Below are 21,905 nucleotides of genomic sequence, written 5' to 3' on the forward strand. Positions count from 1 at the left end.
GCGAAAAATATGAAAGTTAAATTATTACGAATTTTTGTTGTTTTGTCTGTTGTAAGTTTATTTATAGTTGGTGTTTATGCAGCTAACTCACCTAGTAGTTGTACATTGAATAAAGGTGAAAGTTCAAAAGAAACTAATGCTGTTGGTGTTTCTAAAAGTGCGGACTGGATGGCAAAGGGATATTCTGATTCTACATATGGAAGTTATGTAGATATTTATGCAGCATGGACAGGATGGCCTTATACTAAAGAGTATGCTGGTAGTGTTTTTGCAAATGGAATTTTAGAATATAGAGAAACCCAAAGTAAAGATTCTGTTTTCTATTTAAAATTAAGACCAATGAATCCAAGTAAACAGTCACATAGTTATGGAACGATTAAAGCAATTTAATATTTCATAATATTATATAACTAACGATACTTTTTATAGATACTAAAAGACTGAATCACTAAATTCAGTCTTTTCAAGGTATGTCGCATATAGCATATTGCTAGACGGAGAAAGTTCACTGTGGAGGTTTTGCACTACTAATCACTAGCCATGATGAAAATGATATTATGTTGTAAAAGTTTATTCTAGGTATTTTGCATAAGTCATAGTAATAATGATAATAGCTATAATGGCTATCAAATGAAAGACGGAGCATAGGGAATTGAGATAGAAAAGAAAAATACTCAAGATATAATTAGATACTGTCAACTATTACTAGGTTTACTCTATGAAAATAGTTATAGAATATGAAAATAATAAAGAGCCTTAAGAAAAAATATCAAAGAGAAATAGAGAAAAATCAAGTTAACAGTTAGTATATAAATTTCCAAAAACTAGGAATAAACAAATCCAAAGTATGAGAATCGACAATGAAAATAATATTAAAAAAAGGGATAAAAAGCAATCCCTCAAAATCTTTATAGATAAAATAAATGAATCCACAACTTATTATGAAGGGAATCTCTAACCCCAAACTATTTTATATACCCAATAAAACTATTTATTTAAGAGTAGAATTGAAGTTTCAGTGTTTTTATAAATTTTTGACAGTAAATGACTTAAAAAATTTTTTTACTCAATAATAGATGATGAAAAGGATAAGGTTTTAAAGCAAATAGGCTTTACTAATTATTTAAGAAAATATTTTTCGTTAATAATTATTCATCTATATGATCCCCAAAATCTTCAATAATAGTTTCTTCATATTGAATTTGACTATCTTTAAAATCATGGAATGCACAATAAAAGGTATATATAACATAAGTTGATACAGCTAAGAAAACTGTAATAAAAATAATCATAGCACATTTGATAATTTTTCTAGATTTCATATGATTAATGATAAATTCACTTTCAAAATGCTCATAATATGCACAAACAATATCTAGTGGTTTTCCATAGTGTTCTATATAATCATGATATTGATATTCGGGATGTTGTTTTTCAAAATCATCTAAATCCTTTTTGAGGAGTTTGAAAAATCTTTTTTCTTGCTGAGAGTGAGTGGGGAAACTACGATAAATACTTTTATAGTATTGTTTTGCTGCTTTATTTGATATCATTTAATATATTCTCAATAGCATCTGACATATCATAATAGGATTTTTTTAATGTTTCTAAACGTGTTAATCCTGCATGTTCAATATGATAGATAACCTTTTCTTTCTTATTATATTGTGAAATTAGGTGAGATTCTAAAAAGAAGTATAGTGATGTCATCACTACTCCTTGTTTTAATTGAATAACCTTTGAAGTGTATAATAGTTTTGTTAATTCTTCACTTGAATAATCATGTTGTTGTAAAAGGGAAAGCAACAACATTTCAGTTTTGTAAAATCGATCATTATTTATCATAGCTTAACTCCTTGACTTTCATTATAACACTATTTAAGCAAAGAGTTCTATAAAAAATTATCATATAGCATTTATGTGCTGTCTTTTTCGATGTTTTTTAGAAATGTTTCCATAAGTTGATGGGTTTTATGATCAAGAGGCTCATTTTTTCTAGTGATAAGAGCAACACTTGTATAAAGTTCTAAATTAAAGAGAGTCGCTTTTACAAGATGAGAATCAGTAACCATTTGTAGAGCACTTTGAGGAATAATGGCTATACCATAGCCATTTTGGGCATAAATAATAGAAGAACGGCAATCATCACTCGTGATTTTAATAAATGGATTGAAATGATTTTTTAGACAGAAATCACTAATAAAAGTTAAATATCTTTTATGAATGATTAAAGGAAGATTTTTATAGTCAGTGATTTGATTCATATGAGCATGAAGGTATTGAGGAAAGCCAATGGCTATCATCGGTTCTTTAGGGAGATAGTAAGCATTGACATCACTTTGATCAAAAGGGGTTCTCACAATCCCAATATCAATTGTATGGGCATTGAGTAAATCAATAAGTTCATAAGTTGAACCTTCATAGATACGATAAGTGGAAGAAAGGGTATCATTATAGAGATGTTTAAATAATGCTGAATTTGATGAAGTGATTCCAATGCGGAGAAGTTCATTTTGGGTATCTTTAACTTCCTGCTCAGTGATTTCAGTTAATGAGATAATTTGTAGACTTCTTTTATAGAACAAACGGCCCGCTTGAGTGAGTTCTATTTTACGATGACCACGCTTTAATAAAATGACTCCCAGTTCTTCTTCTAACTGTTTGAGTTGAGTAGAGAGTGGAGGTTGAGCCATATGTAATAGTTCAGCGGCCTTAGAAATTGTACCTGCTTCAACAATTGTTTTGAAATAAATCATTTGTTTGATATCCATAAATGTTCTCCTATATGATAAAGATATGATAAGTATACGTTATATATATTATACATATAATAACATTTTCGCTATAATGAAACAAGAAAGGACTGATTGTATGTGGATGAAATATATAAAACCATATCGTTTTCAAGCACTCTGTGGTTTTATTTTTAAAATGATAGAAGCTTTTTTTGAGTTAATTGTACCAATGGTTGTTGCTGATATTATAGATAATGGAATTGCTAAGGGGGATTCCCATTATATTTTAAAGATGGGAGTCGTTTTGTTTTTGTTAGCTATTATTGGATATAGTTGTGCACTAGTTTGTCAGTATTTTGCTTCAAAAACATCACAGGGATTTGGAACATATTTAAGAAATGATATGTTTAAGGCAATGAATGCTTATGATTATGAAAATATTGATGAAATTGGAACACCATCATTAATTACTCGTATTACAAATGATGTGAATCAATTACAGGTTGCAGTTGCAATGGCTATTCGCCTTGTCTCTCGTTCTCCCTTTTTAATTATTGGTTCATTAATTATGGCTTTTCGCATTCATATGCAAATGGCTCTTATTTTCTTATTAAGTGCACCTTTATTAGCACTTGTGATTTATCTTGTGATGTCTTATTCGCTTCCTTTATATATACGTATTCAAAAGCAATTAGATCGTGTTTCTTTAATCTGCCGAGAGAATCTGTCAGGAATGAGAGTGATTCGTGCTTTTTCTAAACAAACACAAGAAAAAGAAAGATTTCGTGAAGCAACAGAAAAACAAAAGTCTATGCAAATTCGTGTTGGTAAAATCTCGGCATTTTTGAATCCATGTACAAGTGTTATTGTGAATTGTGCCATTCTATGTATTTTATATGTTGGTGGCTTAAAAGTCAATGTTGGTGATTTATCACAGGGTGAAGTGATTGCTTTAATTAATTATATGAATCAAATTTTATTATCAATGTTTGTTTTTGCTAATGTTATTGTTATCTTTAATAAGGCAAGTGCAAGTTATAAAAGAGTTCAGGAGGTTTTATCTATTTATCCACAAATTCAAGATGGATCAATTGATATCCAACAATCAGATGATCAGAATTTGATCACTTTTGAACATGTTTCTTTTTCTTATCAAAAGAGCGTTGCTTTAAAGGATATTTCTTTTGAAATAAAAAAAGGCGAAACAGTAGGAATTATTGGTGGAACTGGTTCAGGTAAAACAACCTTGATTAATCTTTTGCCACGTTTTTATGATGCAACGCAAGGTCAAATCTATATTCAGGAAATACCTATTCAAAAATACACTTTAAAATCATTGCGTAATATGATGGGGATTGTTCCTCAACATGCTGTTTTATTTACTGGAACATTGAGAGAAAATATGTGCTGGGGTAAAAAGGATGCAACGGACATAGAAATTAGCGATGCTTTAAAGGTGGCTCAGGCTACATTTGTACAAGAATGGTCTGAAGGATTACAAACACATATTTCACAAGGTGGTCAAAATTTATCAGGTGGTCAAAAACAACGATTAACAATTGCAAGAGCATTAGTTAAAAAACCTGAATTGCTGATTCTTGATGATAGTGCAAGTGCTTTAGATTTTGCGACTGATGCGGCTTTAAGAAAGGCTTTAAAAACATTATCTCAAACAACAATTATTGTCTCTCAAAGGGTGAGTAGTCTTATGCATGCTGATAAGATACTGGTTTTAAGTCATGGGGAATTAGTTGGGATTGGAAAACATGAAGAACTCCTTGAGAATTGCTCAGTTTATCATGAAATTGTTAAATCTCAATTATCTCAGGAGGTTGAATAATGGATACGAAAATAATAAAAAGATTATTGTTGTTTTGTAAGCCTTATTTAAAGTATTTGTGGTTGGCTTTGTTTTGTTCAGCATTTCAAATTATTTTTACTTTATTGACACCAGTTTTAATTGGACAAGCCATTGATTATTTGATTGGTGTTGGACTTGTTGATTTTCAGGGATTATTTCAAAAAATGATTATGATTATAGGAAGTGTACTGATTGCAGAAATATTTGATTGGCTAGTTGTGAGATTATCTAATCAGATGACTTATTCTATTACAAAAGATTTGCGTGAAAAATTGTTTGCTAAGTATGTGACTTTGCCACTTAAATATATTGATGGACATGCACATGGCGATTTATTAAGTCGTATGGTGAATGATATTGATTTAATCGGGGATGGCTTATTGCAAGGCTTTACACATTTGTTTAGTGGATTTGCTTCGATTGTTGGAACAATTGCTTTTATGCTTTATATTAATGTTCCTATTGCCATGATTGTTATTGTTTTAACGCCATTATCACTTGTTGTTGCGACAATAATAGCAAATAAGACATATAAGTACTTTCAGGAACAATTGGCGTTACGTGGAGAATTAAGTGGCTATGTTGAGGAAATGATTGGACATCAAAAGATTGTCAAAGCTTTTGGTTATGAATTAGAAAATCAACAGCGTTTTGAAGAAATCAATCAACGTGTTTATGTGAGTGGAGTAAAATCACAATTTTTAGGAGCATTGGCTAATCCAAGTACTCGTGTTGTGAATAATATTGTCTATGCTAGTGTTTGTATTGCTGGATCATTGTCAGTTATTTCTGGTTATTTAAGTGTTGGTGCTTTATCAAGCTTTTTAAGTTATGCAAATCAGTATACCAAACCATTTAATGAAATATCAAATGTATTTACGGAATTACAAACAGCCTTTGCAAGTGCAGGAAGAGTTTTTGAACTTTTAGATACACCTGGTGAAAAACAAAATAATCGACCACAGACAATAGCATCTGTTGAAGGTCATATCAAAATAGAACATCTTTCTTTCTCTTATGATGAAAATCAAAAATTAATTGAAGATTTAAATGTTGAAGCATTACCTGGACAGACAATCGCAATTGTTGGTCCTACGGGCTGTGGAAAAACAACACTTATTAATTTATTAATGCGTTTTTATGATCAAAAGGCAGGACATATTTATATTGATGGTGTTGATACACTTACGATGGAGCGTGAGTATGTAAGAAGCCTTTATGGCATGGTATTGCAGGATTCCTGGCTATTTGCTGGAACAATCAAAGAGAATATTGCTTATGGTCGAGAGGCAAGTGATGAAGACATTCAATTGGCTGCTCAAAATGCCCATGCTCATAAATTTATTATGCAATTAAAGGATGGTTATGATACTTTGGTTGATGAAGATGGTGGCAATCTTTCACAGGGTCAAAAACAGTTATTATGCATTGCTCGTATTATGTTAATGAAACCTCCAATGTTAATATTAGATGAAGCAACTTCCTCTATAGATACTCGTACTGAAAAACAAATTCAGGATGCATTTGATCAAATGATGCAAGGAAGAACAACGTTTATTGTTGCTCATCGTTTATCAACGATTCAAAAAGCTGATCAGATTCTTGTGATGAATCATGGTCAAATTATTGAACAAGGAAAACATGAAGAACTATTAAAAGCAAATGGTTTTTATCATCATTTGTATTATAGTCAATTTGATTTGGAACAATAAAAAAACCTTGAATGATATGATTTTTAATAATTCATATCATACAAGGTTTATTATTTTGAAATAATTTTTCGAAGTTCTGTTTTATCAACAAAACGAGTAGAAAAACTATAATCTTTTTGGGCATAAACAAATGACATTTTATTGTTATAAGTAAAATTCACTTTTTTAAGTTTACGATAATCAATCATCATTCTTCCTACCATCATATTTTTTCTTCCAATCATAACAAGAGTAGAAGCAAAATAAGCAAATACAACACAAACAAAAGCAGCAATATTTAAACCATTACGATATATTGTCATACTATCATTCATCAAACCATATACCATAGCTATAATACCACCAATAAAGCCAGCAACATAAATAACAGTTAAGATACTAAAGAAAACCTTACCTGTTGTATTAAAACAAAATGATAATGAATGATCTTGTTTTTTACATCGATAAATCGTTACAAAAATGTTTGCGATTGTATAAGTAAACCAGATAATAATGATGAGTAAAAGAAATGAAAAAACTGATAAAATAATATCCTGCATACATCAAACTTCCTTTCATATGTTATTATTATACATGGATTTTTCTCTAACGCAAAGAAAAAAAGGAAAATGTGTGAAATCTTCGTCGATTTGGTATATAATACACCACAAGGAAGTGAAATATATGGAAGATTTTTTAACTAGTGAAGAAAGACAAATAGAAATATGTGAAGTTGATTATATGGGACAATATCAATTATGTCATCTCTTAAATCGTTTTTCTGAAATTGCGACTATTAGTGCTAAGAATATTGGTATGTGGAGTGAAGAAATGATGAAACAATATGGATGGGTTGTGGCGAAACAAAGTCTCCATTTAGATCAGCCTATTTATTATAAAGATATCATTACATTATCAACTACAATTGATAATGGTTCATTTGTGGCTTTTCCAAGATACTATTTTATTCATAAAGGAAATCAACAGATTGGAACTTGTTCTTCTATTTGGACATTAATAGATATTCACAAAAGAAGAATTGTTTCTCCTAAAAAAATAGGTATTGACATTCCAAAAGTAGAACATGGAATTCATTTAGATGAACCACAAACAATCTGTTTAGATATTCCTTTAAATTTTATCACAACAAGACAAGTTCTTTATAGTGATGTTGATACCAATCAGCATATGAATAATACAAGATATATTCAATGGGCATTAGATGTGATGGATTATACAGTTCACAAAGAGTATTTTATAAGTGATTTACATATTCAATATAAAAAAGAAATTCGTCCTTTAAAGTTTGTACAATTATATTTAGGAAATCAGGATAATAGATATATTGTTGAAGGACGAGATGAAGATGAAAGTGTTTATTTTACAATAGAAATTTATTTTAATAAGAGATAATTTTCATAATATGAAAACTTTTATAAAAAAATTGTGATATTATGTACTCGTCCCAAATATCTATAATAGTATTCGTTTTCCCGTATAGAATACAAGATATGGAAATTGCTACCGAATAGGTAGTTTTTTTCTTGTGAATTTGATAAATAAGACTATAATAGATAAAATAAGGAGAGCAGCATATGAAAGAATTACAAATGCCAATTATATATGAAAATAATCAGCGTATTGGATATGGTGGTAATCAAGATTGGTTTGTTAATGAATGGGCACAAAAGGCAGGGTGTGCAAGCGTTCTAGCAAGTAATCTGTATAGCTACTATATGCATCAGGAGCATTATACAAAAGAACAGTTTTTAGCAGTGATGGATGATATGTTTCAACTGATGACACCAGGAACTATGGGATATCCTTTTTTATATAAATTTGCCCGTACATTTGTTAAGCGAATGAATCAGGAACAATGTTATCTAAGACCCGTTTATCAAAAGAAATCACAGAACTATCAGCATGCTCTTTCATTTGTTTTGAAAAGTATTGATGAAGGACATCCGGTAGGAATGCTTATTCTTCACCATCGTGCTGTTGAATTAGAAGAAGATAATTGGCATTGGATTTGTTTGAGTGGATATAGAGAAAGTGAAGAACATTATCGTATTATTTTTTCTGATTGTGGTCAACGCAGAGAAATCGATTCTCGAATTTTGTTTGATACACATCATCAGAATGTTTTTAAAATGGTAAGAATGAAAAATGATCCTATAAAATAGGATCAATCATATGAATAATATTTTGCATATCAGCAGGTGGATGACAAACAAGTGTCATCTTTTCTTTTGTAATAGGATGCACAAATACCAGCTGATAAGCATGTAAAGCCTGATGAGAAATAAGTGGTGAAGGCACATTATAAAGCTTATCACCTAATATGGGTCGTTTTATATGAGCTAAGTGGACACGAATCTGATGTTTACGACCGGTTGTTAAGGTACAGGAAAGTATCGAAAACTGATCATTATGGCTTAGACATTGATAATAAGTACATGCTTCTTTGCCACGATGAGTCACAATCATTTTTTGATTATGATGACGATCATGTCCAATTGGTAGATGAATACGATGGGTTTTATAATCATCCACAATGCCTTCAACAATGGCTAAATAGTGACGATGGATTTCTTTTATAGAAAGCTGATAATCAAGTAATGGCTGAACAAAAGCGCATTTACAGAAAATCACTAAGCCACTTGTTTCATAATCTAAGCGGTGCAAAAAACGAACAGGTAAATCATAACCTTGCTGATGATAATAGCCACTGACCAGATTGGATAATGAATCTGTTTGTGATGGATCACTTGGAAAGACCTGTAAAAAGGGTGGTTTATTAACAACTAATAAAAACTCATCTTCATAAATAATATCTAAATCTTGATAAACGGGTGGATACATACCATCATCTGACTGAAAAGCTTTGAAACTGATTTGATCACCTTTAATCAGAATTGTTGTTGGTGAGACAAAACGTTTATTGACTGTATAAGCTTTATTTTGTTTTAAGAGATGAATTGTTTTTTTAGATAAATGAAATTCTTTAAATAGATCTTCAATTGAAATAGGTGAATCAATCATTAATGTTAAATAAGGGTAATGAACTTGATATCTCATGACATTTGATAAATTGTAATACGAATATCGATTGTTACATCAAATTCACCTAATGTATCTAAAACATGTCTACGTTCTTTTTTTATGTGATAATAATGAGGTGTCATTTTCAAAAGATTTAAAGTATCTTCACGATTTTTAAGATGTATTTTCTTTTGAAAATCATAGCTTTTAAGCGTATGAAAAGGTAAACGAATATGTTCATCAGATTTGACTTTGACTTCATCATAAATCAACTCTTTAAATTCAATAAGATGTTTATTATTAGCAGTAACATGAACCATATATCCATCTTCTTTTAAACATCTTTCAATTTCCTGAGCATTCACAACTGTAAATAAAGCAGTAATAACGTCTAATGAATGATCAAGTAAAGGAATATTTTTAGAATTACCAACAATCCAATAAATATCCTTTGTATACTTAGAAGCCATCATGACACCATCTTTTGAAATATCAAGCCCATATAAAGTTGTATCAGCAGGTAATTCCTGTTTTAAGCGATAAGTATAATAACCCTCACCACATCCTAAGTCAAGAATTTGCATAGAAGGATGAGAGTGTTCTAAAATACAAGAGACAACTTCATTTAAAATAACGTCATAATATTTTTGATTTAAGAAATTTTTACGACATTGTAAACTTTCTTTATTATCACCTGGACGATTGGTAGATTTATCTGGATTTAATAAAAGATTAATATATTGACTTTTTGCAATATCAAAACAATGGTTGTTTTCACAAATATAAGATTTGCCTTCTTTCCTTAAGGGGAGATGGCATTTTGGACAAGCTAATTTATGCATAGTTTCACTCCTTTGTTGCATTATATCATGTTTACTTTTACTTGGGAATATTGGTATAATAGAAAAAGCAAAGGAGGATTGCTTTTATGGGACTATTTTCTAAGAAAAAAGTACCAGTTGATTATGATGCTGTTTTTAAAGAACAATATAAATCGATTAATCAATTGTTACAACAGGCGAATAATGAATTGGATTATGTGATTAAAGAATCATTGTATGAACTGATTGTTGAAAAATATAAGGAATTGATTGCTTTCATTGATCAGGGAGCTTCTTTTGATAAAGCACATTTTGTAGCATTGTATCAGGATGCTCAAAAGGAATTAGAAATGCTTCATCAGATGAATCAGGATGTTTAATGGATATACGTATTATTAAAGTGATTATTGATGTCTTTAATCATTATGGAGATACGATTCGGTTTGATTATGAGCGTTTTGAAGAGGCTTTAAATGATGAAGCGAATGACTTGTTGGATGAATGTTATTTAATTGTTTTAGGAATGAAAATGGGTCTTTTTGATGCTATGATATTTGATGAGGATATTGATTTGAGAGGATATGTCAGTTATCTTGTTGATCAGGCTGATTTAAGTGAAGATGAAGCTTTATTTATGGTGGCTGTTTTTAATACTTTGATTCAAGAAGTTGGATATTATTTTGAAATTCCGGATATTGATGTATTATTGCAGGATGCATATCAAAGAAATGATTTTGAACATTTATCAATTATAGCGAGAACCTATTTTTTAGGATTCGGTGTTGCTCAGGATTATGAAAAAGCTTTTGAAATCTATTCTTATTTATATGGTCATGGTGATGATCGAGGTGCCTATTATCTAGGTTATATGTATGAACATGGTTATGGTGTGGAAACAGATATTGAAAAAGCACTTTTATATTATGAGAGTCGTCAGGATGATTTAACGTCTTTTAGACTTGGTATATTCTATATGTTTGGTCAATATGTTCCACAAGATTATGAAAAAGCTTATGATTATTTGTCTTTAAGTCATTATGAAGAAGCTTATCTTTATAAGGGAATTCTCTTAGAAATGCAAAGAGAACATGCTCAGGCGTTTTTGGCCTATCATGAAGGAGCAAAGCTTTTTCAGGTAGAATGTTTGTATAAAGCAGGTTTATGCTTAAAACTTGGGTTAGGTGTAGAGATTAATTTAAAGCAGGCAAGCTGTTATTTTCAATATGCATATTACTTATTGCATGGCGAAAGTGCTTATGAATTGGCTATGATGTATTTTGATGGTTTGGCTGTTTTAAAAGATGAAAAGAAGGCTTTAAAATATCTTCATCAATCAGCAAGTTTATATTGTCAGGATGCCTGTTTAGCGTTAGGACAATTTTATCAATTAGGACGATATGTAAAAAGAAATGATCGAAAGGCGAAATATTATTATCAAGAAGCTGAAAGTATTCGTCAGTATACACTTCAATTACATCATCAAAAGCAGGAGGATGAATCATGAAATTATATAAAAAAGGTGATGATACAACCTACACTTTAGGAGTTTTTCCAACCATTGAATTATTAAAAACAAAACCTCAGCAAGTTGTTCGTGTTGTTGTTCACTCTTCAATAGAAAAAAATAAAGGTTATCCACTCATTCAAAAATTGTGTCAGCAAAATCATATTCCCATTGATATTCATGATAAAACCATTGAAAAACTAAGTCCAAAAAGTAATTGTTTTGCAATTGGTGTTTTTAAAATATATTCTGATGAATTAACAGAAGGCAATCATGTTGTTCTTGTTAATCCCATGGATATGGGGAATATAGGGACTATCATGCGAACGATGTTAGGGTTTGGTTATTTAAATTTAGTTATTATTAGACCTGCTGCTGATATTTTTGATCCTAAAGTGATACGAGCTTCTATGGGTTCTTTATTTCATTTAAATATTGTTTATTATGATGATTTTCAGACCTATTATCAGCAATATTATCATCATGAATTTTATCCGTTTATGTTAAAGGGTGCTCAAAATATTCATTCTGTTTCAACTTCTCATTTACATTCTTTAATTTTTGGTAATGAGAGTAGTGGCTTAGATGATTGTTATTTAGAGTATGGCCAAAGTGTTTTTATACCCCATAGTCAACAAATTGATTCATTAAATTTATCTATGGCATTGGGGTTAGCATTATTTCATTTTTCTAAAGAAGAATTTAAAAGGAAAGAGGTATTAAGAGAAGATGTATAATTTTGATAAAGTCATTAATAGAAGAGGAACAAATAGTATTAAGTATGATCGTGAAAAAGCCCAAAATCCTAAAATTGTTCCTATGTGGGTAGCAGATATGGATTTTGAAACACTTCCTGAAGTTAAGGATGCACTTATGAAACGTGCCCAATATGGCATTTTTGGTTATGCTGCACCAACTGATAGTTATTATCATTCTATTATGAAATGGATGAAGGAAAGACATGATTTTATAATAGAAAAAGAATGGATTGTACCAACTCCTGGAGTGGTTGCAGCCTTGAAACTGGCAGTCCGTACTTATACACAATTAGAAGATAAAGTGATGATTATGAAACCAGTTTATTATCCTTTTGATGCCTCTATTCAATTAAATGGGAGAACAGTTGTAGAATGTCCATTGGTTTTAAAAGATGATCATTATGTATGTGATTTTGATTTGTTTGAAAAACAAATTGTTGATAATCAGGTGAAATTATTTATTTTATGTAATCCTCATAATCCAATTGGTAAGGTTTGGACAAAGGATGAATTATATCAAATAGGAACAATTTGTAAAAAACATCATGTTTATGTGATTAGTGATGAAATTCATATGGATTTTATTTACAAAGGAGCTAAACATATTTCTTTTTATCAGGTTGATGAATCCTTTAAGGATTTTACAATCATTTGTACAGCACCATCAAAAACATTTAATTTAGCTGCTTTACAGACTTCTAATATTGTGATTGCTGATGAACAAATGCGTGAAGCATTTGTGAAAGAAAAATTACTTTCAGGTATGAGTGATCCTAATATTTTTGGAATGGATGCATGTGAGGCTGCTTATACATATGGAGCTAAGTGGGTTGATGAATTACTAGATTATTTACAGGGAAATATTGATTTTATGAAAAACTTTTTTGCTAAGCGTCTTCCTGAGATTAAGGTTATTGATCCACAAGGTTTATATCTTGTTTGGGTAGATATGAGAAGTCTCGGAATGAATCATGATGAGTTAGAAGATTTTATGTTGAACAAGGCTTATTTATGGTTGGATGAAGGGTATATTTTTGGAACAGGTGGAGATGGTTTTGAGAGATTTAATGTCGCTTGTCCAAGAAGTATTTTACAACAGGCATTAGAACAATTAGAAACAGCAATTCATGAAAGAGCATAATATCTTGATGAAAAGATATGGTATGAAGTGTTTTATGTAGAAAATGAAAGGGTTTTAATGAAAGAAAATATGAATATTTATGGAAATTTCATTCAAATCAGTGTATGATAGAAGTGTAAAAAATTGAAAAGGAGAATATACATATGGGATTAGTTTCAGCTAAAGAAATGCTTGATAAAGCAAAAGCAGGTCACTATGCTGTTGGTCAATTTAACATCAACAACTTAGAATGGACAAAATCAATTTTATTAACTGCAGAAGAATTAAAAGCACCAGTTATTTTAGGAGTTTCTGAAGGAGCAGCTAAATACATGACTGGATTTAAAACTGTTTCTGCAATGGTAAGTGCAATGGTAGATTCATTAGGAATCACTGTACCAGTTGCTTTACACTTAGATCATGGTAGTTATGAAGGGGCTAAAGCTGCTTTAGAAGCAGGATTCTCTTCAATTATGTTTGATGGTTCTCATTATGGAATCGAAGAAAACATTGAAAAAACAAAAGAAATCGTTGCTTTATGCCATGCAAAAGGTGTATCAGTTGAAGCCGAAGTTGGTTCAATTGGTGGAGAAGAAGATGGTGTTGTTGGAAAAGGTGAAGTTGCCGATCCTAAAGAATGTAAAATGATTGCTGATTTAGGAATTGATTTCTTAGCAGCAGGTATTGGTAACATTCATGGTAAATATCCAGCTAACTGGGAAGGTTTAGATTTTGAAGCATTAGATGCTATTCAAAAAGAAACAGGAACAATGCCTTTAGTATTACATGGTGGTACTGGTATTCCAGCAGATATGATTAAAAAAGCAATTACTTTAGGAGTATCTAAAATCAATGTTAATACTGAATGTCAATTATATTTCCAAGAAGCTACACGTAAATATATTGAAGCAGGTAAAGATTTAGAAGGTAAAGGATTTGACCCTCGTAAATTATTAGCACCAGGTGCTGCTGCAATTCAAGAATGTGTAAAAGAAAAAATGGAATTATTTGGTTGCATTAATAAAGCTTAATGAAATGAAAAAAATGGCGCGTAAGCGTCATTTTTATTTGTTTAAAAGATCAACTGAGATAGATTGGAAATAGCGACTGAGAGTTTTTTGAAAATCTGCTAAATCATCTGATGTCTTTAAAACTCTTAAAATTGTTTGAGGGGGTTGATGGGAAGCAATGATTGTCACAGTTTTTTTATTTTGAATTGTTTGTTCCATCATTTTTAATATTTTTTCAAGTTTTTGATTTGCTTTTTCTTGATGATAGTAGGTTTCAGAAATATGTTTTGATAGTTCTTCTATAGAAATAATAGCTTCTTGTTCTCGGGGTTGTCCAAAAACTCTTTGCATTGCTTCATATGTTGTTAACCAAACATCTCCACTTTTACGAATTTCATCATCATGAAACCTTTTTCTTTCAACTGCTTTTCGTAAAGTATTACCATTGGCTAATCCCCATTTTTCTGCTGCTTCACTAAATGTTAAAACCTGATTTAAGTCTATCACTCTCAACAACCTCCATTTTTATTCATTATAAATGAAATGTGAGAAGTTGTATAGTGGAAATCATAAACTTGCTTCGATATCCTCAAGTGCCTTTTTCCCATTCATTGTTCCAAAAGCACGCATATCAACAAGATGTACAGGAATATCGTAAGGGTCTAAAGCCTTGTATATACCTTCTTTGAGATAACGACTTTGTGGACAAATCCAAACACTTTTGATGATTTGATCCAAGTGATATTTTTGAACAGAACGTTCATTTAATAGTTCTGCTGGACCATAAGCTAAAATCATATCATAAGTATTTAAAAGATTTTCTAAATCTTTTAAAATAATGAAAATATGGTCAACCAGAACATTCTTTTCTGATGCTTTTCCAATAGATTGACAAAAGAGACTTGATGTTGCTCCACCTGAACAACAAATATAAACTAACATGATAATATCCTCCTTATAAATGTTTCAATATAATTTATAAATGCTTTAGGGTGATCATTAAAAATTTCATGATCACAATTTTCAAATAAATGATATTCTATATGATGCATATGATATTGTTTTAATTCATTATCAATATTATAAAATGAACATATAGGATCATTTTTACCTTGCATAATTAATATAGGTAAAGAACTATTATGAAATAATCCTTCAAAATGATAACGATAAAACCAATCGGACATTGCACAAATATGCTTTAATGAGTTCGAGGGGTTGGATTCACTCAATATAAATTGACGAACTTCTGGTAAAGAGAAATATGTTTCTGGCAATTCCTCACTTTGAGTGAGTGCATTACCAAGTCGAGAAGTATACTGTTTTTTCATACGATTGTAAAAATCAAGGGACTGCTGGCGTGAAAATGTAATGGCAGGGCTGCTTAAAATAACACCATCAAATTCTAAAGCAAATTTTTGTATACATAGACATGCAAGAAGACCTCCAAAAGAACCACCCCATAAAAACAAATGCTCTATATGAAATCTTTTTTTGGCATCTTTGACAACCTGTAAAACATCAGATGTGATTTGTTCAACTGTTAAGCCTTTTGATAAATCATAGAGAGAAAGCCCACTCCCTCTTTGATCAAAGAATAAGCAATGATAGTTCTTATTAAATTGCTCAAATACAGGTAAGTCCATGATTGCTTTTGCGCCACTGCCAGGACCACCATGCAGAAACAAAATAGCATTTTGACTATTTGTTGGATTGACTGAATAAACTTGTAATTGACAAGAATCTGATTGGACTTGATAAAGTTCCATAATTTCTCCTTTCCATACATGATTTGTATATATGTCACTATATCGTGACAAAAACATTATATCACGCATTGTTTATATTCACAATCTTTTTTTTGCTTAATAATACATAAGTATGTTTCCAATCTTTTTTATTGCTTTTGCATTAAACCCTAAAGTATAATAGGTTTGAGGTGGTTAAGATGATGATTTCAACAAAAGGTAGATATGCTTTACGTGTTATGATAGATTTAGCAGAACATGATCCCGATACATATACACCCTTAAAAGATATCGCAAAACGACAAAATATTTCTGAAAAGTATCTGGAAATTATTATTAAAGTCTTATCACAAGCGAGATTTGTTTATGGATTAAGAGGGAAAGGTGGCGGATATCGACTTGCTCGTCACCCTCGTACATATACAGTAGGAAGTATATTGAAGTTAACTGAGAGGAGTTTGGCTCCGGTGGCTTGTTTGGAATGTTCGCCTAATACTTGTGAACGTGCACAAACATGTAAAACTTTACCAATGTGGCAAAAGCTTGATCAAATGATTGATGAGTATTTTGAAGGTATAACATTGGCTGATTTAGCTGGTTTAACTGGAGATGATTATATTATTTAAAAGATTCTTAGGAATCTTTTTCTTTTTTTATAATACCTATTGAAACAATAGGCATATAGTGCTATAATCCCTATAAACCTATCTGATAAATAGGTAATAAAAAGAGAGGGATATATTTATGACAAAACAATTAAGATTTGAGACGTTACAGTTACACGTTGGACAGGAAGAAGCAGATATAGCAACTGGGGCAAGAGCAGTGCCTATTTATGCAACAACGTCGTATGTATTTGAAAGTAGTCAGCAGGCAGCTAATCGATTTGCATTAACGGAAGGTGGAAACATTTATACACGTTTGATGAATCCAACTCATGATGTTTTTGAACAAAGAATTGCAGCCTTAGAAGGTGGTGTAGCTGCACTTGCAACTGCTTCTGGCTCAGCCGCTATTGATTATGCAGTCAGAAATATTGCAACTGTTGGGGATCATATTGTTGCATCACAATCATTATATGGGGGAACATATAATTTATTTGCAAATACATTAAAAGAAGCCGGATTGACGACAACCTTTGTGGATAGTCAATCTGTAGAAGAATTTGAACAAGCTATTCAAGAGAATACAAAACTGATTTATTTAGAATCATTAGGAAATCCTAATTGTGATATTGTTGATTTAGAGAAAATCGCTGATATTGCTCATCGCCATGGTATTCCTGTGATTGTTGATAACACATTTGCAACACCATATTTATTCAGACCATTAGAACATGGAGCTGATATTGTTGTTCATTCAGCGACAAAATTCATTGGTGGACATGGAACAGTTATGGGTGGTGTTGTTATTGATGGGGGTCATTTTGATTGGAATCAGAATGATAAATTTCCAGGGATAACACAACCTAATCCATCATATCATGGTATTGTTTTTAGTAAAGCTTGTGGAAATATTGCATATATTATGAAAATGCGTACAACCTTAATGAGAGATCAGGGGGCTTGTCTTTCTCCTTTTCATTCATTTTTATTATTGCAAGGATTGGAAACATTATCATTAAGAGTAGAAAGACATGTTGAAAATGCATTGAAGGTTGTTGATTATCTTAAAAATCATCCATTGGTTAAAAAAGTTAATCATCCATCATTATCAACTGGACAACAACATGAATTGTATAATCGCTATTATCCAAAAGGTGGTGGATCAATCTTTACATTTGAATTAAATGGAACTCAACAACAAGCAAAACAATTGACTGAATCACTTCATTTGTTTTCATTACTTGCGAATGTTGCAGATTCAAAGTCATTGATTATCCATCCAGCTTCTACAACACATTCTCAATTAAGCCAAAAAGAATTATTATCAGTTGGGATTACTCCAACAACCATTCGTTTATCCATTGGAACAGAACACATTGATGATATTATAGAAGATTTAAGTCAAGGATTTGAAAAAATAGAAAAAGGAGAAAAATTATGAACATATATCAATCAGCCGATCAATTGATTGGAAAAACACCATTATTAGAATTATCACATTTAGAAAAGAAATATCAGTTAGAAGCACATATTTTCGCTAAGTTAGAATATTTTAATCCAACCGGAAGTGTTAAAGATCGTATTGCAAAAGCAATGATCGATGATGCTGAAGAAAGAGGACATCTTACACCAGGAGGTGTAATTATTGAACCGACATCTGGTAATACTGGGATTGGTTTAGCATCAGTAGGGAGTGCAAGAGGATATCGTGTTATCATTGTGATGCCAGAAACAATGAGTATTGAAAGACGTCAATTAATAAAAGCCTATGGTGCCGAAGTTGTTTTAACAGAAGGTGTTAAGGGAATGAAGGGGGCTATTTTAAAAGCACAAGAATTAGCTAAAGAAATTCCGCATAGTTATATACCTAGTCAATTTGAAAATGCAGCGAATCCAAAAATTCATGCCTTAACAACAGGACCAGAAATTTGGCAAGATACTGAAGGTCAGATAGATATATTGGTGGCTGGTATTGGAACTGGTGGAACCATTACAGGTGTTGGTGAATATTTGAAAGTCCAAAATGAAAAGATTCAAGTGATTGCTGTTGAACCTAAAGATTCAGCAATTTTATCTACTGGAAAAGCAGGTAGTCATAAAATTCAGGGAATAGGTGCTGGTTTTGTGCCAGAGGTTTTGAATACTCATATCTACGATGAGGTTTTGACTGTTACAAATGATGATGCTTTTCAAATAGGTCGTGAAATTGGAAAGTATGAAGGTGTTCTTGTAGGAATTTCATCAGGAGCTGCTGTTTATGCAGCTATTCAAATTGCACAAAGAGCAGAAAATAAAGGTAAGAATATTGTAGTCATATTACCAGATACTGGAGATCGTTATTTATCAACACCTTTATTTCAAGAAGAAACTCGATAAGAGTTTTTTTCTTTTCAAGTAAAAAAACATTTTTTTCAAGTAAAGTATCCTTGTTATTCAAGTAAATGAATGTCATACTAAAGATAGATCTCATGAATAAAAAAATAGGATGATAGAATAAGGAGAAGTCAAATGCTAAGAAAAGATTTTTTATGGGGTGGAGCAGTTACTGCTCACCAAAGTGAAGGTGGATATAAAGAAGGTGGAAAAGTTCCAGCTGTTTGTGATTTAACACCAACTGGGGAATTTTCAGATTTTAAGGATGGTATAGATACTTACCATAGATATCAGGAAGATTTTGATCTGTATAAAGAAATGGGATTCAATGCTTATCGTTTTTCTATTGATTGGTCAAGAATGATGAGTGATGAAGGCACTTATAATGAAGCTGGTTTTGCATTTTATGATCAGTTTATTGATGCTTTAATTGAAAGAGGTATGGAGCCCATTCCAACTCTTTATCATTTTGAGATGCCAGTCTATTTATATGAAAAATATAATGGATTTGCAAGTCGTCAGGTGGTAGATATCTTTGTTGAGTTATGTAAGAAAATTGTTGATCGATATGCTTCTAAAGTTCAAAAATGGATTATTTTTAATGAACAAAATGGCATCTTACAAAAAGGACCTAAAATGTTTTTTGGAGCCGTTTGCCCTAAAGATGTCAATCCTCAAACCTTTGATAACCAAATTATGCATAATACTTTGATTGCTCATAGTTTAATTAATGAATATATACATCAAAAAGGATGTCAAGTGTTAGGAATGGCGACTGTTGTACAAAGTTATCCTGAAACTTGTCATCCATTAGATACATTAGAAAGTATGAAAGCACAAAGTGAAGCTTATGTTTTTTTAGATGTCTTTGCTAGAGGACATTATAATTCTTATTACTATGCAAATATGCAAAATGAGGGAACAATGCCTGAGATTCTTGAAGGTGATCTTGATATTCTTAAAAAAGGCGTGACGGATTATTTATCAATTAGTTATTATATGTCAACAATTTCTCACTATGGTGAAGAGAGTCTTACAAATATTAATGATGTTGTTATTAAAAAGAATCCTTATTTGGAAATGTCTGAATTTGGTTGGACAATTGATCCAATTGGTTTAAGAATTACATTACGTCAATTATATGATCGTTATGAAATGCCTATTTATATTGTTGAAAATGGTTTTGGATATGATGATCAGTTAAATGAAAATAATGAAATTATTGATGATTATCGTATTGATTATATGAGAAAACATATTGGAGAAATGAAAAAAGCTGTTGAGGAAGGTGTCGATTGTCGTGGTTATTTATCTTGGGGACCTGTAGATATTTTAAGTAGTCGTGCACAAATGAAAAAACGTTATGGTTTTATCTATGTCAATCGTGATAATAAAGATTTAAAGGATATGAGAAGAATCAAAAAGAAATCATTTGATTGGTTTAAACATGTTATCGCAAGTAATGGTGAAGAATTATAATCAACAAAGATCATACATAGTGAATTGTATGGTCTTTTGATATATAATTTTCATAAATAGGAGAGGATGAAAACAATGAAAGTGACAATGAAAGATATTGCTAAACGTTTAAATATTTCTATTAATGCAGTTTCTATTGCTTTAAATGATAAAGTGGGTGTAAGTGAAGAAATGCGTTTAGAAATATTAAGAACAGCTGATGAAATGGGATATATTAATCAAAAAAGACAATATCTTTCTGTCTTTTCAAAATCTAATTTATGTATCTTAATGCAAAGTTATTATGCTGATACAGGACATTTTTATTCTATTGTTTTGCATTCTATTGTGGAACAGGCAAAAACTTTTGGATACTTTACAATATTGAATTATTTTGAAGATGACCATTTTGTGATTCCTGAATGTATAGTGAATAGAAAAGTCGCAGGTATTTTGATTGTTGGAAAAATATCTGATGTTCATTTAATGACATTAAAAAAGAATGGTATTCCTATTGTATTGGTTGATTATACATCATTATGTACACCTTGTGATTGTGTTTTAACGCATAATAAACAAGGCGGTTATATGATGACAAGTCATATTATTGAAAAAGGTTATCAAAAGATAGGCTTTTTTGGTGATTTAGATTATTCTTTTAGTTTTCATGATCGTTTTATGGGATATCGTCAGTCTTTAATTAAGAATAGAATTGTCAATCAAGAGGATATTGATGACTATATTCATCGATATTCATATGTTAAAGGAATAGAAAAGCATATTCTTTCTAATAATATTATAGAAATTATGAAAATATTATCTACAAAAGAACTTCCTGAAGTTCTTGTATGTGCTAATGATTCAAATGCCTTTGCTGTGATGAGTGCTTTAACCCAAATGGGAATGAAAGTGCCTGATGATGTGAGTGTGGTAGGATTTGATGATACTCCTTTATGTGAAAAAGCAATACCAAAAATCACAACCATTCAAGTTCAAAAAAAATTAATGGGTGAAGTGGCTGTTTCAAAATTAGTAGATCGTATACATCGAAAAGAGACAGTTACAATGACACAATTATTAAGTGTAAAGATTGTTGAAAGAGATTCTTTGAAATAAAATTTTCAAGAATCTCTTTTTTTCAAGTGATTCTTTATTGTAATTCAAGTAAAAGTCAATAAA

Annotated in this window: 24 protein-coding genes; 15 read left to right on the forward strand and 9 right to left on the reverse strand. The window is 30.9% G+C overall.

Going from position 1 to position 21,905, the window contains the following annotated elements:
- Positions 1 to 9 precede the first annotated feature (9 nt).
- On the forward strand, positions 10 to 390 hold the full coding sequence (locus BN1865_RS14465; RefSeq protein WP_050637975.1) for a hypothetical protein: 381 nt from the start codon (positions 10 to 12) through the stop codon (positions 388 to 390).
- A 758-nt stretch (positions 391 to 1,148) separates the two neighbouring features.
- Here BN1865_RS14465 and BN1865_RS18100 read toward each other — a convergent pair.
- From BN1865_RS18100 to BN1865_RS14480, 3 genes are all read right to left on the reverse strand, one after another.
- On the reverse strand, positions 1,149 to 1,553 hold the full coding sequence (locus tag BN1865_RS18100) for a DUF6120 family protein (RefSeq protein WP_082190002.1): 405 nt from the start codon (positions 1,551 to 1,553) through the stop codon (positions 1,149 to 1,151).
- Positions 1,540 to 1,845 (reverse strand): hypothetical protein, encoded by a 306-nt coding sequence (locus BN1865_RS14475; RefSeq protein WP_050637976.1) that lies wholly within the window; start codon positions 1,843 to 1,845, stop codon positions 1,540 to 1,542. Before BN1865_RS14475 ends, BN1865_RS18100 begins: the two co-directional genes overlap by 14 nt.
- Positions 1,846 to 1,916: 71 nt before the next feature.
- A complete protein-coding gene (locus BN1865_RS14480; protein ID WP_050637977.1) occupies positions 1,917 to 2,771 on the reverse strand; it encodes a LysR family transcriptional regulator in 855 nt (284 codons plus the stop codon).
- A gap of 106 nt (positions 2,772 to 2,877) precedes the next feature.
- Here BN1865_RS14480 and BN1865_RS14485 point away from each other — a divergent pair, with 106 nt between their 5' ends.
- Together BN1865_RS14485 and BN1865_RS14490 are read left to right on the forward strand one after the other, a co-directional pair.
- Complete coding sequence (locus BN1865_RS14485; RefSeq protein ID WP_320410395.1) at positions 2,878 to 4,575, forward strand: ABC transporter ATP-binding protein; 1,698 nt, start codon at positions 2,878 to 2,880, stop codon at positions 4,573 to 4,575.
- Positions 4,575 to 6,308, forward strand: a complete 1,734-nt coding sequence (locus BN1865_RS14490; RefSeq protein WP_050637979.1) for an ABC transporter ATP-binding protein — start codon at positions 4,575 to 4,577, stop codon at positions 6,306 to 6,308. The genes BN1865_RS14485 and BN1865_RS14490 overlap by 1 nt, the downstream gene beginning before the upstream one ends.
- Before the next feature lie 50 nt (positions 6,309 to 6,358).
- Here BN1865_RS14490 and BN1865_RS14495 read toward each other — a convergent pair whose 3' ends face one another.
- Entirely contained in the window at positions 6,359 to 6,847 is a 489-nt protein-coding gene (locus BN1865_RS14495; RefSeq protein ID WP_050637980.1) for a hypothetical protein, read from the reverse strand.
- Between the two features lie 124 nt (positions 6,848 to 6,971).
- On the opposite strand from BN1865_RS14495, the gene BN1865_RS14500 reads away from it, so the two are divergent.
- Together BN1865_RS14500 and BN1865_RS14505 are read left to right on the forward strand one after the other, a co-directional pair.
- Positions 6,972 to 7,700 (forward strand): acyl-[acyl-carrier-protein] thioesterase, encoded by a 729-nt coding sequence (locus BN1865_RS14500; protein ID WP_050637981.1) that lies wholly within the window; start codon positions 6,972 to 6,974, stop codon positions 7,698 to 7,700.
- A 182-nt stretch (positions 7,701 to 7,882) separates the two neighbouring features.
- Positions 7,883 to 8,470 carry a hypothetical protein gene (locus BN1865_RS14505; protein WP_050637982.1) on the forward strand — a complete coding sequence of 196 codons (588 nt, stop codon included), beginning with the start codon at positions 7,883 to 7,885 and terminating at the stop codon, positions 8,468 to 8,470.
- Here the strand turns inward: BN1865_RS14505 and BN1865_RS14510 are convergent.
- Both BN1865_RS14510 and BN1865_RS14515 read right to left on the reverse strand, forming a co-directional pair.
- On the reverse strand, positions 8,460 to 9,365 hold the full coding sequence (locus BN1865_RS14510) for an RluA family pseudouridine synthase (RefSeq protein WP_050637983.1): 906 nt from the start codon (positions 9,363 to 9,365) through the stop codon (positions 8,460 to 8,462). The two genes, BN1865_RS14505 and BN1865_RS14510, sit on opposite strands and share 11 nt — an antisense overlap.
- Positions 9,362 to 10,171 (reverse strand): putative RNA methyltransferase, encoded by an 810-nt coding sequence (locus tag BN1865_RS14515; RefSeq protein WP_050637984.1) that lies wholly within the window; start codon positions 10,169 to 10,171, stop codon positions 9,362 to 9,364. The genes BN1865_RS14510 and BN1865_RS14515 overlap by 4 nt, the downstream gene beginning before the upstream one ends.
- A gap of 86 nt (positions 10,172 to 10,257) precedes the next feature.
- Here BN1865_RS14515 and BN1865_RS14520 point away from each other — a divergent pair, with 86 nt between their 5' ends.
- From BN1865_RS14520 to fba, 5 genes are all read left to right on the forward strand, one after another.
- Positions 10,258 to 10,530, forward strand: a complete 273-nt coding sequence (locus tag BN1865_RS14520) for a hypothetical protein (protein WP_050637985.1) — start codon at positions 10,258 to 10,260, stop codon at positions 10,528 to 10,530.
- Positions 10,530 to 11,654, forward strand: a complete 1,125-nt coding sequence (locus BN1865_RS14525) for a tetratricopeptide repeat protein (protein WP_050637986.1) — start codon at positions 10,530 to 10,532, stop codon at positions 11,652 to 11,654. Before BN1865_RS14520 ends, BN1865_RS14525 begins: the two co-directional genes overlap by 1 nt.
- Positions 11,651 to 12,391, forward strand: a complete 741-nt coding sequence (locus BN1865_RS14530) for a TrmH family RNA methyltransferase (protein WP_050637987.1) — start codon at positions 11,651 to 11,653, stop codon at positions 12,389 to 12,391. Before BN1865_RS14525 ends, BN1865_RS14530 begins: the two co-directional genes overlap by 4 nt.
- Complete coding sequence (locus tag BN1865_RS14535; protein ID WP_050637988.1) at positions 12,384 to 13,553, forward strand: MalY/PatB family protein; 1,170 nt, start codon at positions 12,384 to 12,386, stop codon at positions 13,551 to 13,553. The genes BN1865_RS14530 and BN1865_RS14535 overlap by 8 nt, the downstream gene beginning before the upstream one ends.
- 143 nt (positions 13,554 to 13,696) lie before the next feature.
- Entirely contained in the window at positions 13,697 to 14,563 is an 867-nt protein-coding gene (gene fba, locus BN1865_RS14540) for a class II fructose-1,6-bisphosphate aldolase (RefSeq protein ID WP_050637989.1), read from the forward strand.
- Positions 14,564 to 14,596: 33 nt separating this feature from the next.
- Here the strand turns inward: fba and BN1865_RS14545 are convergent, their stop codons facing one another.
- Genes BN1865_RS14545 through BN1865_RS14555 form a run of 3 tightly spaced genes read right to left on the reverse strand, consistent with a single transcriptional unit; the run spans position 14,597 to position 16,311 of the window.
- Complete coding sequence (locus tag BN1865_RS14545) at positions 14,597 to 15,049, reverse strand: helix-turn-helix domain-containing protein (protein ID WP_050637990.1); 453 nt, start codon at positions 15,047 to 15,049, stop codon at positions 14,597 to 14,599.
- A 60-nt stretch (positions 15,050 to 15,109) separates the two neighbouring features.
- Positions 15,110 to 15,484: a PTS sugar transporter subunit IIB gene (locus BN1865_RS14550; RefSeq protein ID WP_050637991.1), complete on the reverse strand. Its 375-nt coding sequence runs from the start codon at positions 15,482 to 15,484 to the stop codon at positions 15,110 to 15,112.
- Positions 15,478 to 16,311, reverse strand: a complete 834-nt coding sequence (locus tag BN1865_RS14555; protein WP_050637992.1) for an alpha/beta hydrolase — start codon at positions 16,309 to 16,311, stop codon at positions 15,478 to 15,480. The genes BN1865_RS14550 and BN1865_RS14555 overlap by 7 nt, the downstream gene beginning before the upstream one ends.
- Before the next feature lie 182 nt (positions 16,312 to 16,493).
- Between BN1865_RS14555 and BN1865_RS14560 the strand changes: the two genes are divergently transcribed.
- From BN1865_RS14560 to BN1865_RS14580, 5 genes are all read left to right on the forward strand, one after another.
- On the forward strand, positions 16,494 to 16,916 hold the full coding sequence (locus tag BN1865_RS14560) for an RrF2 family transcriptional regulator (RefSeq protein WP_445082211.1): 423 nt from the start codon (positions 16,494 to 16,496) through the stop codon (positions 16,914 to 16,916).
- 118 nt (positions 16,917 to 17,034) lie between these two features.
- Complete coding sequence (locus BN1865_RS14565; RefSeq protein ID WP_050637994.1) at positions 17,035 to 18,336, forward strand: O-acetylhomoserine aminocarboxypropyltransferase/cysteine synthase family protein; 1,302 nt, start codon at positions 17,035 to 17,037, stop codon at positions 18,334 to 18,336.
- Positions 18,333 to 19,271, forward strand: coding sequence for a cysteine synthase A (cysK, locus tag BN1865_RS14570; protein ID WP_050637995.1), 939 nt, complete (start codon positions 18,333 to 18,335; stop codon positions 19,269 to 19,271). Before BN1865_RS14565 ends, cysK begins: the two co-directional genes overlap by 4 nt.
- 132 nt (positions 19,272 to 19,403) lie before the next feature.
- Positions 19,404 to 20,747, forward strand: coding sequence for a glycoside hydrolase family 1 protein (locus tag BN1865_RS14575; protein ID WP_050637996.1), 1,344 nt, complete (start codon positions 19,404 to 19,406; stop codon positions 20,745 to 20,747).
- A gap of 66 nt (positions 20,748 to 20,813) precedes the next feature.
- Positions 20,814 to 21,842 (forward strand): LacI family DNA-binding transcriptional regulator, encoded by a 1,029-nt coding sequence (locus BN1865_RS14580; protein ID WP_232780408.1) that lies wholly within the window; start codon positions 20,814 to 20,816, stop codon positions 21,840 to 21,842.
- Positions 21,843 to 21,905: the final 63 nt, after the last annotated feature.

The organism is Candidatus Stoquefichus sp. SB1 (assembly GCF_001244545.1).
Taxonomy (GTDB): Bacteria; Bacillota_I; Bacilli_A; order Erysipelotrichales; family Coprobacillaceae; genus Stoquefichus.

What these genes read in the sequence shown, in the direction of transcription:
- BN1865_RS14465 (WP_050637975.1), top strand. Translation starts at nt 10, where the DNA reads ATGAAAGTTAAATTATTACGAATTTTTGTTGTTTTGTCTGTTGTAAGT.
- BN1865_RS18100 (WP_082190002.1), bottom strand. Translation starts at nt 1,553, where the DNA reads ATGATATCAAATAAAGCAGCAAAACAATACTATAAAAGTATTTATCGT.
- BN1865_RS14475 (WP_050637976.1), bottom strand. Translation starts at nt 1,845, where the DNA reads ATGATAAATAATGATCGATTTTACAAAACTGAAATGTTGTTGCTTTCC.
- BN1865_RS14480 (WP_050637977.1), bottom strand. Translation starts at nt 2,771, where the DNA reads ATGGATATCAAACAAATGATTTATTTCAAAACAATTGTTGAAGCAGGT.
- BN1865_RS14485 (WP_320410395.1), top strand. Translation starts at nt 2,878, where the DNA reads ATGAAATATATAAAACCATATCGTTTTCAAGCACTCTGTGGTTTTATT.
- BN1865_RS14490 (WP_050637979.1), top strand. Translation starts at nt 4,575, where the DNA reads ATGGATACGAAAATAATAAAAAGATTATTGTTGTTTTGTAAGCCTTAT.
- BN1865_RS14495 (WP_050637980.1), bottom strand. Translation starts at nt 6,847, where the DNA reads ATGCAGGATATTATTTTATCAGTTTTTTCATTTCTTTTACTCATCATT.
- BN1865_RS14500 (WP_050637981.1), top strand. Translation starts at nt 6,972, where the DNA reads ATGGAAGATTTTTTAACTAGTGAAGAAAGACAAATAGAAATATGTGAA.
- BN1865_RS14505 (WP_050637982.1), top strand. Translation starts at nt 7,883, where the DNA reads ATGAAAGAATTACAAATGCCAATTATATATGAAAATAATCAGCGTATT.
- BN1865_RS14510 (WP_050637983.1), bottom strand. Translation starts at nt 9,365, where the DNA reads ATGAGATATCAAGTTCATTACCCTTATTTAACATTAATGATTGATTCA.
- BN1865_RS14515 (WP_050637984.1), bottom strand. Translation starts at nt 10,171, where the DNA reads ATGCATAAATTAGCTTGTCCAAAATGCCATCTCCCCTTAAGGAAAGAA.
- BN1865_RS14520 (WP_050637985.1), top strand. Translation starts at nt 10,258, where the DNA reads ATGGGACTATTTTCTAAGAAAAAAGTACCAGTTGATTATGATGCTGTT.
- BN1865_RS14525 (WP_050637986.1), top strand. Translation starts at nt 10,530, where the DNA reads ATGGATATACGTATTATTAAAGTGATTATTGATGTCTTTAATCATTAT.
- BN1865_RS14530 (WP_050637987.1), top strand. Translation starts at nt 11,651, where the DNA reads ATGAAATTATATAAAAAAGGTGATGATACAACCTACACTTTAGGAGTT.
- BN1865_RS14535 (WP_050637988.1), top strand. Translation starts at nt 12,384, where the DNA reads ATGTATAATTTTGATAAAGTCATTAATAGAAGAGGAACAAATAGTATT.
- fba (WP_050637989.1), top strand. Translation starts at nt 13,697, where the DNA reads ATGGGATTAGTTTCAGCTAAAGAAATGCTTGATAAAGCAAAAGCAGGT.
- BN1865_RS14550 (WP_050637991.1), bottom strand. Translation starts at nt 15,484, where the DNA reads ATGTTAGTTTATATTTGTTGTTCAGGTGGAGCAACATCAAGTCTCTTT.
- BN1865_RS14555 (WP_050637992.1), bottom strand. Translation starts at nt 16,311, where the DNA reads ATGGAACTTTATCAAGTCCAATCAGATTCTTGTCAATTACAAGTTTAT.
- BN1865_RS14560 (WP_445082211.1), top strand. Translation starts at nt 16,494, where the DNA reads ATGATTTCAACAAAAGGTAGATATGCTTTACGTGTTATGATAGATTTA.
- BN1865_RS14565 (WP_050637994.1), top strand. Translation starts at nt 17,035, where the DNA reads ATGACAAAACAATTAAGATTTGAGACGTTACAGTTACACGTTGGACAG.
- cysK (WP_050637995.1), top strand. Translation starts at nt 18,333, where the DNA reads ATGAACATATATCAATCAGCCGATCAATTGATTGGAAAAACACCATTA.
- BN1865_RS14575 (WP_050637996.1), top strand. Translation starts at nt 19,404, where the DNA reads ATGCTAAGAAAAGATTTTTTATGGGGTGGAGCAGTTACTGCTCACCAA.
- BN1865_RS14580 (WP_232780408.1), top strand. Translation starts at nt 20,814, where the DNA reads ATGAAAACAATGAAAGTGACAATGAAAGATATTGCTAAACGTTTAAAT.